Origin of the sequence: Sphingobacterium sp. MYb382, from assembly GCF_037572665.1 — a bacterium.
Lineage (GTDB): Bacteria > Bacteroidota > Bacteroidia > Sphingobacteriales > Sphingobacteriaceae > Sphingobacterium.
This window is the reverse complement of the sequence record NZ_JBBGZT010000013.1, coordinates 43,446-56,995: the sequence shown is the minus strand read 5'-3', so window position 1 is coordinate 56,995 and position 13,550 is coordinate 43,446. Positions and strand designations below refer to the sequence as shown.

Annotated in this window: 10 protein-coding genes and 2 tRNA genes; 7 read left to right on the top strand and 5 right to left on the bottom strand. The window is 40.3% G+C overall.

Annotated features, from left to right (window positions below; translation table 11 throughout):
* Nucleotides 1-129 precede the first annotated feature (129 nt).
* The 3 genes from WH223_RS07655 to WH223_RS07645 form a co-directional block, all read right to left on the bottom strand.
* Nucleotides 130-483: an ISAon1 family transposase N-terminal region protein gene (locus tag WH223_RS07655; protein ID WP_340046147.1), complete on the bottom strand. Its 354-nt coding sequence runs from the start codon at nt 481-483 to the stop codon at nt 130-132.
* A gap of 147 nt (nt 484-630) precedes the next feature.
* Nucleotides 631-715 (bottom strand) — tRNA-Leu (locus WH223_RS07650).
* 5 nt (nt 716-720) lie between these two features.
* Nucleotides 721-793 (bottom strand) — tRNA-Gly (locus WH223_RS07645).
* 183 nt (nt 794-976) lie between these two features.
* Here WH223_RS07645 and WH223_RS07640 point away from each other — a divergent pair.
* Nucleotides 977-3,172, top strand: a complete 2,196-nt coding sequence (locus WH223_RS07640) for a glucoamylase family protein (RefSeq protein ID WP_340046963.1) — start codon at nt 977-979, stop codon at nt 3,170-3,172.
* Between the two features lie 57 nt (nt 3,173-3,229).
* Entirely contained in the window at nt 3,230-3,745 is a 516-nt protein-coding gene (locus WH223_RS07635) for an OmpA family protein (protein ID WP_340046962.1), read from the top strand.
* An 83-nt stretch (nt 3,746-3,828) separates the two neighbouring features.
* Here WH223_RS07635 and WH223_RS07630 read toward each other — a convergent pair whose 3' ends face one another.
* Nucleotides 3,829-4,716, bottom strand: coding sequence for a cation diffusion facilitator family transporter (locus tag WH223_RS07630; protein ID WP_340046961.1), 888 nt, complete (start codon nt 4,714-4,716; stop codon nt 3,829-3,831).
* 164 nt (nt 4,717-4,880) lie between these two features.
* On the opposite strand from WH223_RS07630, the gene WH223_RS07625 reads away from it, so the two are divergent.
* Entirely contained in the window at nt 4,881-5,261 is a 381-nt protein-coding gene (locus tag WH223_RS07625; RefSeq protein ID WP_340046959.1) for a YkvA family protein, read from the top strand.
* A 70-nt stretch (nt 5,262-5,331) separates the two neighbouring features.
* Here the strand turns inward: WH223_RS07625 and WH223_RS07620 are convergent, their stop codons facing one another.
* Nucleotides 5,332-6,714: an NAD(P)/FAD-dependent oxidoreductase gene (locus tag WH223_RS07620; protein WP_340046958.1), complete on the bottom strand. Its 1,383-nt coding sequence runs from the start codon at nt 6,712-6,714 to the stop codon at nt 5,332-5,334.
* Nucleotides 6,715-7,280: 566 nt separating this feature from the next.
* Between WH223_RS07620 and WH223_RS07615 the strand changes: the two genes are divergently transcribed.
* From WH223_RS07615 to WH223_RS07600, 4 genes are all read left to right on the top strand, one after another.
* Complete coding sequence (locus tag WH223_RS07615; RefSeq protein ID WP_340046957.1) at nt 7,281-7,667, top strand: hypothetical protein; 387 nt, start codon at nt 7,281-7,283, stop codon at nt 7,665-7,667.
* A 138-nt stretch (nt 7,668-7,805) separates the two neighbouring features.
* A complete protein-coding gene (locus WH223_RS07610) occupies nt 7,806-8,885 on the top strand; it encodes an efflux RND transporter periplasmic adaptor subunit (RefSeq protein ID WP_340046956.1) in 1,080 nt (359 codons plus the stop codon).
* Nucleotides 8,886-8,909: 24 nt separating this feature from the next.
* Complete coding sequence (locus tag WH223_RS07605) at nt 8,910-12,074, top strand: efflux RND transporter permease subunit (protein ID WP_340046955.1); 3,165 nt, start codon at nt 8,910-8,912, stop codon at nt 12,072-12,074.
* Nucleotides 12,067-13,503 (top strand): TolC family protein, encoded by a 1,437-nt coding sequence (locus tag WH223_RS07600; RefSeq protein ID WP_340046954.1) that lies wholly within the window; start codon nt 12,067-12,069, stop codon nt 13,501-13,503. The genes WH223_RS07605 and WH223_RS07600 overlap by 8 nt, the downstream gene beginning before the upstream one ends.
* The last annotated feature ends 47 nt before the right edge of the window (nt 13,504-13,550 follow it).

The window sequence follows — 13,550 nt, the reverse complement described above, 5'->3', positions numbered from 1 at the left end:
GTCCAGTATTCTGCATGAGACTTTTGATTCCAATCATGAAAGTCACTAAGATGGTTTTTATAGTGCTCCTGGAGCTGTTTTCCATCTAACTGGAAGAAAAGACCTAATAGATGAGCACTAATGGGATAATTATCCAAATATCCCCTTTAAAAAAAGCCCGAACTCTGTAGTCATTCGAGCCCCTTCACGCACCAAGTTCCAATCTCTAGTAATGATTTTCCCATCAGCTAGAACTGTCCAACGTCGGCGTTTAATATGAAGTGTAACTTTCTGAGTGCGAATAGGAAAATCCTTAATTTCAGCGGATGGCATAAAACCTTTTGATTCTAATTTAGCATTTTCATAACCTGAAGGGGCTATGTTCTTTTCATCGAGATAAATATGAAGTTCGTTGTCTTTTGAGACAACATCCATGATATCAAAATATTCTAATAGCCCTTCGGGCATCAATAAAGTCAGAAGTTTACGTTCGGCGTCTTGCAAAGTATATCTATTTAAAACGCTAAACTAACAATAATTAAATTTACCCCCCAAGAATTCCGTATGATCCAATGTTATTGGCTGGAGGCCAAAAAATTCAAAAGTACAAAAATGGAAAAAGCCTCATCTTTCGATGAGGCTTTTATTCCGTACCTAGGGCGGGAATCGAACCCGCACTCCCTTAACGGGAACAGGATTTTAAGTCCTGCGTGTCTACCAGTTCCACCACCTAGGCAACTGAGCGAAAGACGAGATTCGAACTCGCGACCCCAACCTTGGCAAGGTTGTGCTCTACCAACTGAGCTACTTTCGCTTGACGTGCTGCAAATATAGAGAGAAAATTCAATGTCTAAAATTATTTTTTGTTTTTTTTAGCTGTTTAACGCTAAATACCTATGAATGTGGTTTATATTTTTTTCCTAATTTGATAAATCCTGACTTTTGCACCTAATTGGTCTAATAATTGCTTATTTTTGTCGACAGTCAATAGTTGTTTATGAAGCATTTTTTTTCTCATTTCGTTTTCGTTTGTTTTTTTACACTAGTTTTTAGTAGTGCGAAAGGAGATACCTATCCCGAAGTAATATTTGATAATAGCCTTGTAAAAGGGGTATATGCGAAGAGTAAAGTACAATACGAAGGGAAGTCATGGGTCGAAAATCTCAATAAACATTTATTGGTTTCGGATACCTTGTTTTTTACACCCGGAAACTCCCTGTCTTTACGTTATCGTTCGGCGGCAGCCGGAAACTGGCGTGTAGATTTACGCTATAGCCGTCAAAAGGTAAATTATGAGGTCGATAACTCTGATTTTCTTATTATGAAAATCTATGTTCAATCTGAAAACACAAAAGAAGGTAATCTGCCGAAACTAGCTATTACACAGCGCTCCTCGCAGACGAACCTTGTCGATTTAACTCCTTTTATTGAAGATTTCGATTACAATACTTGGCTGAATGTACGTATTCCAATAGCTAGTTTTGAGGGTTTACGCTTTAAAGAAGCGATTACAGCCATTAGTTTTTTCCAAAACGAAGCTGACGGAAATAGTCACCATATATTTATCGATCAAGTAGAGTTTCTACCAAAAAACAGTTCTACGGTTAAGTTGACATCACCAGCCATACTTTCTGCTATAAAGGCTTACGATAAGCAGGTACACTTACAATGGCAACTACCATTGACACCTTCTATCCGCTACATCAAAATTTATCGTTCGGAAGATAACAAGACATTTGCGCCTGTAGCCATCCGTCCTATATTTATGCAGAGCTGCTTAGATTATGTAGAAAATTCCAATAAGACATACTATTATAAAATTGCTTGGGTAGATTATAATTATGTCGAGTCACCATTCTCGACCGTAAAGTCGGTGACCACCTCAAAGCTAGGAGAGGATAATTTGTTAGATCTAGTACAGACGGCTCATATCAATTATTTCGTCGAGAACTATGATATAAACAGTGGGATGTATATGCCTTTTCGTATGAAAGATAAGGCGCTCGTATCTGTTAAGGAAAGTGGAAATGCCGTATTAAGTTTGATAATTGGCGTAGAGAAAGGCTATGTAGCCTACAATATGGCTTTAAACCGTATTTCGCGCATCGTCTATTTTATGCTGAAAGCACAGAATCGTGATGGCTTTTTCCCGGCCTACTTTGATGGGCGTACAGGATTGCCAGAATATCGTAATGAGGAGGCTCATTATGATGTGCAGGCTACAGCATCGCTGGTCGAGGCACTTTTAGTGGCTCGTCAGTATTTTACTAAAAATACAGACCTTGAGGTTGACTTGCGCAACCGTATTAATAAGCTGTGGGAGGCCGTGAAATGGGATCAAGCACTGGCTGCCGGTAGCTCCGATGTTTTGCTAGAAAAGCTTTCGGGTAGTAATGCGGTCAATGCGTATAGCTCACTTGGAGGTATAAATGAATCCTTAAACACCTATTTTTTGGCTATGAGTGCGCCAAAATTTAAAATTCCGAAATCGGCCTACGCACATGGTGTGAAAGAGATGAAAGTGGACCGTAGTGAAGTGCAGGATTTATTTCAAGACTCAAATTTTTACATCTCCGGTATCGTACAGATACCAGCCTTTTTGTTGCGTAGCGATACGGTAAATGAAGTGGCTATGCGTAGTACAATTTTTAGAGACACCGTGATGTACGGTGAGGAGCTTCCTTTTGGAGAACAAAAGGGGAGTCTTTTAGATATGTATAAGCCATTTTTCACGATTAATCCTAGCTTGCTTCAAGATCCAGAGATAGATTATGAATCTACGATACGTAAATATATTCAAGTGCGTAAGCGTCGTGATAATGAAATTGGTGTCGGTTCTACCAATGCCGATATATGGGGCTTTTATCAGCTTAAAGATAGCGTCGGTAATTACCGTGTTAACCCCGCGATTGGGCCAGCCTCAATTTTTGTGCTCCCTACAGAAGGACGTAGATCGCTTTTTGCGCTCTATGAAAACTATGGAGACGATTTTTTTACAGAGTATGGTTTCCGTGCTTGGTTAGACCTTCGTGATAATGATGTTTCGGATGAGTATTTCGCTACTAATCAGGCTGCATTGGCCATTTCGATAGAAAACGCCCGTACTGGGCTTATCTGGAAGCTGTATGCATCGATACCAGAAATTCAGCAATTACGTGCTGAATTGTTTGAGGATAAACATAAAAACAAATAGAACATTCCATAAACAATGGAAATATGTATCTTTACGTATTCAACTAATTTAGTATTAATGAAACATAGCCGTATTTTTATATTATTTATAGCCGCTACATTGGGATTCACTTCCTGTAAGCAAAAGGCCATTATGGTTAACCCTGGCGCTGTTGTCACAAAAGACGGTACAGATGATGGATTAAAAAATGTAAAAAAGGAATTTGAAGATGCTTCACGCACAGAAGATGGTATTAAGTTCACTTTGTCTTCTGATTTACTTTTTCCAACCAATTCTTCTTACTTAACAGACAAAGCTAAAGTAGAGCTTACAAAATTGTCTAAAATTTTAAATAATGATGTAAGTAAGAAAATTCGTGTCGATGGACATACAGATGCTACAGGTGAAGCTGGCTACAACCAATGGTTATCTGACAAACGTGCTGCATCAGTAAAGAAATTCTTAGAAGACTCCGGTGTTACGGGATCTAGAATTTCCATCAAAGGTCTTGGACAAACCAAACCTGTGGCGGATAACAAAACACCTGAAGGACGTCAGAAAAATAGACGTGTAGAGGTTACTGTATTAAACTAACGTAAATTTATATACAAGTAAAAAGCGTCTTACATTTTGGTGTAAGACGCTTTTTTATGTTCAGTTCGTGCTTAATAACTCGTTTAATAGTTACAAGCTTCCTCATCAAAGGGCTCAATATGAATAAATACATTACCGATGCTTGGCAGGTTCTGTATAAGATAATCTTTCAGGGCATGCGCGATATCATGACCTTCACGAACAGTCAGCTGTGCATCAACAATAGCGTGTAAATCAATTTGAAAATGCATACCTATTTTACGGATATAGCATTTCTCAATAGCCATTACTCCATCTACATTTAAAGACTTCGTGCGTACAGCCTCTTCCAAATCGTCATAGCGGTGTTCATCCATAATTTCAGCAAGTGCCGGACGGAAGATACCGTAACAGTTGTAAAGGATAAGGCCCGATGCAAATAGGGCAGCCCAATCATCGGCACTCTCATAACCCTCACCACCAAAAAGTGCGATACCAATACCGATAAAAGCAGCTACAGAGGTAATGGCGTCGGAGCGGTGGTGCCACGCATCAGCCCTAAGCGACGTGCTATTTAACAGCTTACTTTTCTTCATGATGATACGGAAAGATATCTCTTTCCATACGATGATGGCTAGTAAGATGATAAGCGTCCATGGTTTTGGTAGTTCATGCGGCGTCTGGATATTTTTTATACTCTCTGTCGCAATAACAAAAGCCGATATAACTAATAAAATCACGACAATAAACGTAATCAAAGGCTCAATACGACCGTGACCATAAGGGTGAGTTGAATCCGCTGGCCTTTTGGCATATTTAAGGCCGAATACAACAAGCATGGACGAGAAAATATCTGCTGTAGATTCTATGGCATCCGCAATCAGTGCGTATGAATTTCCGAATATGCCTGCCAACCATTTTATAAGCGCCAACAGGAAGTTGGTGAAGATGCTATAGTAGGTCGTTTTAATGGCCGAATCCTCTTTTGACATATCTTTTTTTTACAAATATAGGGCTTTCCTTGTGCTTACAAAACTGTTACGCATGAAAACCTCGTGCATTTAATTTTTAAGGCGATGCACTTGCTGTTCTTCGAAAAATTAAACTATTGTATGCAATTGTAGTCTAAGCTATTTAACAATAAAATAGGAAGGTTATGAAAATAGTTTCTTTTCAACGTGCTCTCATCCTGTTTGAGCTGTTTCGTAAACAAAAGATAACAACGAACGATCTGAATAATGCTGGGCAGAAAGCTTCACATCTAAAAAGTAGTAAGGATGATTTCTTGCTACTGGTGCAGATGGGCAAAGATACCTTGGCAGGACGCTACAAAATGAATAAGTGGAATATGTCTATCATTGCAGCCACAATCTTATATGTGGTGTCGCCAATAGATGCGATTCCTGATTTAGTTCCGGTGTTGGGATGGTTGGACGACGTTACGATTGTGGGATACGCAATATCCAAACTGACGGCAGAAATGAAGCGCTATAAAAGCGAGATGAAAACAACACCTGCATTCGTTACCACGAAGTAGGCATAAACAAACACCTAAGAAACTAGTTTCTTAGGTGTTTTAGTTTAACAATTACTTAAGGATATTCTTGTTATAGAATCTCCTTGCTCAGTAGAGCTTCTTCCGCTGGAGCTTCATCAAGGTAGCGCTCTAGGCTATCATCGAGCTCATTCATCCAACGCGTATGGTGCTTCTCCGCTTTTGTTTTATCCATAACCGAAGTATACACCTTATCCCGATAGGTCAAAATATTCTCTTCCTTATCTTTAAGCCAGCTTTTAAACATCGTAGCGACCTTCTCAAGGTTGAAAGAAGGGTAGTCCGTGTGGTCTATCAGCTCTTGAATATAATCAGTTTGGAAGTCAATATGCTCATCGCCGGTGACTGTTGACGCTTCATAGTCCATCCATTTTTTAATATCGCTCTTTCTAGCTTCAGCGTCAGGCAGGTCGATACGACCTAACATATAGTCGCGTGCAAACCAAGCTTGTGCATCAAACATGTTAAAGGTATAGTATTGATCCTGCATCCCTAAAAATAGGAGACGCTCATTGTCTTGCGCAATTACTCCTTTATATAAACCGTCGGGGTACAGACAATTTTTTGTCTTTACACGTAGATTGTCGGGAAGGAACGGGAATTTATGCTGATAACCTGTACATAAGATAACCGCATCAAAAAAGTCTGATGTTCCATCAATAAAGAAAGCTTTATTTCCCTCAAAATGTGTAACTAGTGGTTTCTCCGTAATTCCCTGAGGCCATTTCATACCAATTGGGTTTGATCTATAGGATAGCGTTATCGACTGACTACCATGTTTGTAGCATTGGATTCCAATATCTTCGGCAGAATAGCTGCTGCCCACTAATAACAAGCGCTGATCTTTAAACTGATCGGCTCCACGGAAGTCATGTGCATGCATCACCGCTCCTGGGAAATTGTCTATACCATTGAAATATGGCATATTAGGGGTCGAGAAGTGCCCCGTGGCAACAACTAAATAATCGAAAATCTCTTCAAAAGTCTCGTTTTTCGCAAGGTTATCGAACACAACACGAAACTGTTTCGTCTCCTCATTGTAGTCTACCCAGCGGGCTACCGTATTAAATTGGATATAATCGCGTGCATTACTTTGCTTAATACGTCCTTCAATATAGTCGAATAAAACTTCACGCGGCGGATAAGAAGAGATTGGTTGACCAAAGTGCTCACTAAATGTGTAATCCGCAAACTCTAAGCATTCCTTAGGCCCGTTTGACCATAGGTATTTATACATACTTCCATGAAGAGGCTCTCCATACTGGCCCACACCAGTACGCCAGGTGTAATTCCACATACCTCCCCAGTTATCTTGTTTTTCATAGCATTTGATTTCTGGAATAGGGTTTCCCTTTTTTTGTTCTGATTCAAACGCACGTAACATAGCTAATCCACTCGGACCAGCTCCAATAATTCCAACTTTGACTGCTGTCATACATAAATTTTATGCCTGTACTAATCTGCAGGCGTTAACAAACAATTATATCGAATCGTTAATATGATTCATGGGATGTTCCAAAGAACACCATAGGAAGGAAATACATAGCTGTATTCCCCAAAAGACGACTTTCTAAGAAGCCTATTTGAATGGAAACAAATAGCCGCGGGTGCTATTTGTTATTATGATTTGATAAGGCTATCATAAGCCTTATTTTTTTCCTAATCACTCATAATACGAAAAAAAAGGGACTTTACCAAATTACGGAGGGGGCTTGGCTGCTCCTTCAGCAAGATAGGGGGGCTTCTGTTAATTTTTTGTTTTTCTTAAATTTTCCTTGTTTTTTCACGTTTATTTCGTCAGTTTTTTGTCTTAGAAAGGGTCGTTCGTCTGTCCTGTGTCATGATAAGTGTCTTAAACAGCTTTTGGCATTATTTTGTATTGTCGCTAAGTGTTTAATAATCAACGCTGATTTTTAGCATAAATATGGCTGAAAATGGCGAATTGTTAAAAAAAGTTAAATGTATTTGATTTTCTATGGCTAGCTGTAAATTTGAGCGCAAATGAAAAGGACACTTATACTTGGTTTAATGATGATCTGGACAGTTTTCTGTTCGGTATTGACCTTGTCTGCAAGTCCAAATAGCTATGTGCCTTCCTTAACACAGGATCATGTTAGCCCAAAATTCAAACCTTTCAAGATTCGTCGTGACGAACAACACTCCAAAGGTCTTGTTGATCATGTTAACTTAATTGAAGGAACAGATGACGGTGATCATGTTTCGGTTGTGCAGCGTGTAATTAATGCAGCGCCGTATTTCATTGCCTTGGCTTATGCCACATTTATCTTTATTTTCTTCTTCTTTATTCGGAGGAAGCTTCCTTTTTGCCATTTTCTTGCGTCCTATGCCCAACATAGGTACTTGAAGCTTGGTGTTCTTTTGATTTAATACTCTCCATTTTATGCTATACAGTGTTGTGCAGTTTGTGCTGTGCGAACGTGACTGTTGTAGTTTTCTTTTTGCCTTACACAATCGAGTGTAATGGCTTGTTAATCAGCTAATATTACTTATTTATTATTTCAATTTATGAAAACTAATGCACTTATCCTTTTAAGTTCAATGGTATTGACGGTAGCTTGTACACAAAAACATGTGGAAGAAGCAAAAGAAGAGAAATTCACCGTTACAAACCCATTACAGGTTGACACCAGCTTAACCAAGGAGTATGTTTCTCAAATTAAATCTCAAAAAAATATTGAGATTCGAGCACAAGAAAAAGGTTATCTACAGAATATTTATGTTGATGAAGGTCAGCAGGTTAAAGCGGGGCAGTTGTTGTTTCGTATCATGCCTCAGTTGTACCAAGGAGAGTTTGATAAAGCGCGTGCAGAGGCCGATATGGCGAGCATAGAGCTACAAAATGCAGAAACATTAGCCGCTAAAAATATCGTAGCAAATAATGAAGTTAAAATGGCCAAAGCTAAGTTTGAGCAAGCTAAAGCAGAAATGTCTATTGCCAAAACACACTTGTCATTCACAGAGATACGTGCTCCATTTGATGGAGTGATTGACCGTCTTCCGCTACGTTTGGGAAGTTTAATTGATGAAGGAGCCTTGCTTACGAGCCTTTCTGATAATAAACAGATGCAAGTATATTTTAATGTGTCGGAGCCTGAATATCTTGATTATCAAACGAATAAAGCCGGTAGAGCGGAAGATAATATTCAGCTTCTTCTAGCTAATAATAAAGTTTTGCCTTACCCAGGAAAAGTAGAGTTGATTCAGAGTGAGTTTGATAATGAGACAGGTAACATAGCGTTTCGTGCAAAATTCCCTAATCCGGATGGTCTTTTGAAAAATGGACAGACAGGTAAAGTACAAATGAAAGTACCGATGCACAATGCATTAATTATTCCACAAAAATCTACCTACGAGTTGCAAGACCGTACGTATGTATTTGTAGTAGATAAGAATGGAGTTGTTAAATCACGTTTGATTACAATAGCTGGTTCTTTACCTGATCTATATATTATAGGTTCCGGTTTAAGTGCAAATGACACCTTTCTCGTAGAGGGCGTACAGAAAGTGAAAGATGATGACAAAGTTAAAAGTGAGCTTGTTAGTCCACGGGCGGTTGTAGACAATTTACGTCTTAAAGCAGAATAATTAAATTCTAAATCAGAAAAGAAGATGTTTAGTAAATTCATTCATAGACCCGTATTGGCTATTGTAATTTCATTAGTCATACTATTTTTGGGAGGGATTGCGATTTTTTCGTTGCCTGTTACCCAATTTCCATCTATTTCACCGCCTAAAGTTAATATTACAGCAGAATATCCTGGTGCCAATGGAGAGTTGATGATCAAGTCGGTTATCATCCCGCTAGAGCGTGCATTAAATGGTGTTCCCGGTATGAAATATATGGCTTCCGATGCTGGTAATGATGGTGAAGCATCTATCCAAGTCGTCTTTAACTTGGGTACCGATCCTAACCAGGCATCGTTGAACGTACAAAACCGTGTGGCATCCGTAGTGAACAAGCTCCCGCCTATTGTTGTGCGTGAGGGGGTAAAGGTGACTCGCGAGGAATCCAACATGTTGATGTACATCAATATGTATGCTGAAGACACCACTTTAGATGGTAACTTCTTGTATAATTTTACCGACTTAAATGTGTTGTCCGAATTGAAAAGGGTAGACGGTGTTGGTATGGCGACAATCTTGGGTAACCGCGAGTATGCGATGCGTATCTGGTTGAAACCTGACCGCATGCAAGCCTATAAAATATCGGCTGAAGAAGTAATGAAAGCGCTATCTGAGCAGAGTTTAGAGGCTTCTCCAGGTAAAACGGGTGAAGCATCAGGTCAGCGCTCACAAGCTTTTCAATATGTATTAAAATACGGAGGTCGTTTTACAACCGAAGAGGGATATGCTAATATTGTGGTTCGTGCGAATCCAAATGGTGAATTGTTACGTTTGAAAGATGTGGCTGACATTAAGTTTGGTAGTGCGCTATACGATTTGTACTCTACTATAGATAATAAACCTTCTGCAGCGATTACACTTAAGCAGTCTTACGGTAGTAATGCCCAACAGGTAATTAAGGATGTGAAAACGAAAATGAAGGAGTTAGAACCTTATTTTCCAAAAGGCGTGAAGTACCAAATTTCGTATGACGTATCTAAATTTTTAGATGCTTCAATGGAAAAGGTAATACATACCTTAGTTGAGGCTTTTATCTTGGTAGGTATTGTAGTATTCTTATTCCTTGGTGACTGGCGTTCGACGTTAGTACCTACGTTAGCAGTCCCTGTATCCTTGATTGGAACGTTTGTATTCATGCAGATGTTTGGCATCACGATAAACTTAATTACGCTCTTTGCGTTGGTGTTGGCCATCGGTATTGTCGTCGATGATGCCATCGTCGTGGTCGAGGCGGTCCATGCCAAGATGGAGGAAGAACATTTGTCGCCGTTCAAGGCTACAATGAAAGCCATCCATGAGATCGCCGGTGCTATTATCGCCATTACCTTCTTGATGGCTTCAGTATTTATTCCTGTTGCCTTTATGTCTGGACCAGTAGGGGTATTTTATCGTCAGTTTTCCATCACGATGGCTACGGCGATTATCCTTTCCGGTATTGTTGCCTTGACATTGACACCTGCTTTATGTGCTATTTTACTGCGCAATAATCATGGTCAGGCACGTAAGAAATCATTGATTGACCGTTTTATCGGTAAGTTCAATCAGTTCTTTGAGGGGCAGTTGAATATGTACCAAAAGGTGTTGGCTAAAGTCGTTAATAAGCGTGCTTTAACGTTTATCCTTATCGCTATTTTTAGTGCTGGAGCTTTCTTCTTAAACAATAGTCTTCCAGGCGGTTTTATTCCGAATGAAGATCAAGGAATGATTTACGCGATTATTCAAACGCCGGCAGGTTCTTCCTTAGAGCGTACTAATAAAGTAGCTAGTACATTGCAACGAATGGCTGAAGACATGGATGGTATAGAGTCTGTTTCTTCAATTGCTGGCTACGAGATCTTGACGGAAGGTACTTCTGCCAATACAGGAACCTGTTTGATCAGCTTAAAAGAATGGTCTGAACGTAAGCATAGCGCACAAGAGATTATTGAACAACTTGAAGCGAAGGCAAAAGAGATTCCTGGTGCCGAGATTGAATTCTTCCAGCCACCAGCAGTTCCTGGTTATGGTGCGGCAGGTGGTTTTGAGCTACGCTTGCTTGATAAAGAGGGGAATAACGACTTTCAAAAGATGGAGAAAGTAACTAAAGATTTTGTGAAGGCCTTAAATAAAAGACCTGAGCTATCTTCCGTATTTACTTTTTATAGCGCTAGTTTTCCGCAGTACATGTTAAATATTGATAATGATATTGCACAGCAGAAAGGAGTTACGATTGATAATGCTATGAATACATTGTCTACGTTGATTGGTAGTAATTACGAAACTAACTTCATCAAGTTCGGTCGTCAGTATAAGGTAATGGTTCAGGCCTTGCCGCAGTACCGTGCACTCCCTGAAGATATCTTGAAGCTCTATGTGAAGAATGATAAAGATGAGATGGTTCCATTCTCAGCCTTTATGCACATGGATAAGGTATATGGTCTTTCCGAGATTACACGTCATAATATGTTCAACGCATCAGAGATTTCCGGTTCGGCAGCGCCAGGCTATAGTTCTGGTGAAGCGATTAAAGCCATTACGGAAGTTGCGGCAAGCACCTTGCCACGTGGCTATGGTATCGACTGGGCTGGTATCTCGAAAGATGAGGTGGGCCGTGGTAACCAAGCGATGTACATCTTTTTAATCTGTTTGGCCTTCGTTTACCTTGTGCTAGCCGCGCAGTATGAGAGTTTCGTTATTCCGCTAGCGGTTATCTTATCGCTTCCAGTAGGTATTTTTGGTGCTTTCTTGCTGCTGAAATTATTCGGATTGGAAAATAATATCTATGCGCAGATATCACTCGTCATGCTTATTGGTCTGCTTGGTAAGAATGCCGTTTTGATTGTCGAGTTTGCCGTACAAAAAAGACAACAAGGCGCTACGCTTATCGAGGCAGCCATGGAAGGTGCTCGCGTTCGTTTCCGTCCAATTTTGATGACATCCTTTGCCTTTATTGCAGGTTTGATTCCCCTTGTTTTTGCAACAGGCCCTGGTGCCTTGGGTAACCGTACGATTGGTACCGCAGCAGCAGGAGGGATGATCTTCGGTACCGTTATCGGGGTGTTATTGATTCCTGGTTTATACTATATTTTCGGGAAAATGGCCGACGGCAAAAAGTTGATTAAGGATGAAGAAGAGAATCCGTTAACAGAAGAAATTGATCATAATGACTAAGCTAAGAAATAAACAATGGTTGTTCTCGACAGCTGTAATCCTGTCGTTAGCAAGCTGTAAAGTGCCCGCTATTCAAGAGCACAAAGCAGATATACCGCTACCTAAAGCTTATGAAGGAGCGGCAGCAGACAGTACCTCTTGGGCTAATATCCCATGGCGTACCTTTTTTGAAGATCCTAATTTGCGGGTGCTGATTGATTCAGCCCTGCAAAATAATAAAGAGCTGAAAATTACTTTGCAAGAGATAGAGATCGCAAAGAATGATGTAGCCTACCGTAAGAGTTTTCTTTCGCCGAAAGTAGGCTTGAAAGTGGGGTCTGGCGTTGAAAAAGTTGGTCGGTACACAAGTCAAGGGGCCGGTGATGCCTCTACGGAGATTGAACCTGGACGGAAGATGCCTGATCCACTAGGTGATTTTGGCGTATCTGCTGTCAGCAATTGGGAAGTGGATATATGGCGTAAGCTTCATAATGCGCAGGATGCTGCTGTATCACGCTACTTATCTAGTGTGGAAGGTAAAAATTTCGTATTCAGCAATCTTATTGCAGAAATAGCTTCTTCGTACTACGAGTTGGTTTGTGTGGATAATCAGCTAGATATTGTACGCACGAATATTGCCTTGCAAGAACAAGCCTTAGAGGTGGTGAAAGCACAACGAGAGGTGGGCCGTGTTAATGAGTTAGCCGTGAAGAAGTTTACGGCAGAGCTTTACAAAACACAAGGCATCGAGTACAAGTTGCAACAACAGGTGACAGAGGCGGAGAACCGCATCAATTTCTTGTTGGGACGTTACCCGCAAAAGATTGTACGTACACATACGGCTTTGGCAGCAGCGGTACCTACGTCGGTACAGGTAGGTTTGCCAGCACAGTTATTGCACAATAGACCCGATATTAAACAAGCGGAATTGGATCTGCAAGCTGCGAGTCTCGATGTGAAAGTGGCGCGTGCCGAGTTTTACCCATCGCTGGATATTTCTGCATCTATCGGTTTACAGGCTTTTAAACCTTCTTACTTGATTAAAGCACCGGAGTCGATGTTATACTCTTTGGCAGGTGATCTTTTTGCCCCACTAATTAATAAAGGAGCTATTCAGGCAGAGTTTAAAACAGCCAATGCGCATCAGCTGCAAGCTTTGTATAATTACGAGCAAACCGTATTGAATGCTTATTTGGAGGTGACGAACCAACTATCGAACATGTCCAATTTAGATAAGGAAACCCATAAACAAAATAGTCAGGTGGAGGTGCTCAACAGCTCAATCGATATTTCTAAAGAATTGTTCGCTAATAATAAAGCGGAATACTTAGAGGTATTGACAACGCAACGTGATGTGTTGGAAGCGAAGCTGGATCTTCTCGATATGAAGAAAGAGCAGTTTGAAACTATGATTAAAATCTATAAAGCCTTGGGTGGCGGATGGAAATAAGTTGAACGGACTTCTTTGCATTTTAAACCTCGTTATCGAAAGATAAC

What these genes read in the sequence shown, in the direction of transcription:
- WH223_RS07640 (WP_340046963.1), top strand. Translation starts at nt 977, where the DNA reads ATGAAGCATTTTTTTTCTCATTTCGTTTTCGTTTGTTTTTTTACACTA.
- WH223_RS07635 (WP_340046962.1), top strand. Translation starts at nt 3,230, where the DNA reads ATGAAACATAGCCGTATTTTTATATTATTTATAGCCGCTACATTGGGA.
- WH223_RS07630 (WP_340046961.1), bottom strand. Translation starts at nt 4,716, where the DNA reads ATGTCAAAAGAGGATTCGGCCATTAAAACGACCTACTATAGCATCTTC.
- WH223_RS07625 (WP_340046959.1), top strand. Translation starts at nt 4,881, where the DNA reads ATGAAAATAGTTTCTTTTCAACGTGCTCTCATCCTGTTTGAGCTGTTT.
- WH223_RS07620 (WP_340046958.1), bottom strand. Translation starts at nt 6,714, where the DNA reads ATGACAGCAGTCAAAGTTGGAATTATTGGAGCTGGTCCGAGTGGATTA.
- WH223_RS07615 (WP_340046957.1), top strand. Translation starts at nt 7,281, where the DNA reads ATGAAAAGGACACTTATACTTGGTTTAATGATGATCTGGACAGTTTTC.
- WH223_RS07610 (WP_340046956.1), top strand. Translation starts at nt 7,806, where the DNA reads ATGAAAACTAATGCACTTATCCTTTTAAGTTCAATGGTATTGACGGTA.
- WH223_RS07605 (WP_340046955.1), top strand. Translation starts at nt 8,910, where the DNA reads ATGTTTAGTAAATTCATTCATAGACCCGTATTGGCTATTGTAATTTCA.
- WH223_RS07600 (WP_340046954.1), top strand. Translation starts at nt 12,067, where the DNA reads ATGACTAAGCTAAGAAATAAACAATGGTTGTTCTCGACAGCTGTAATC.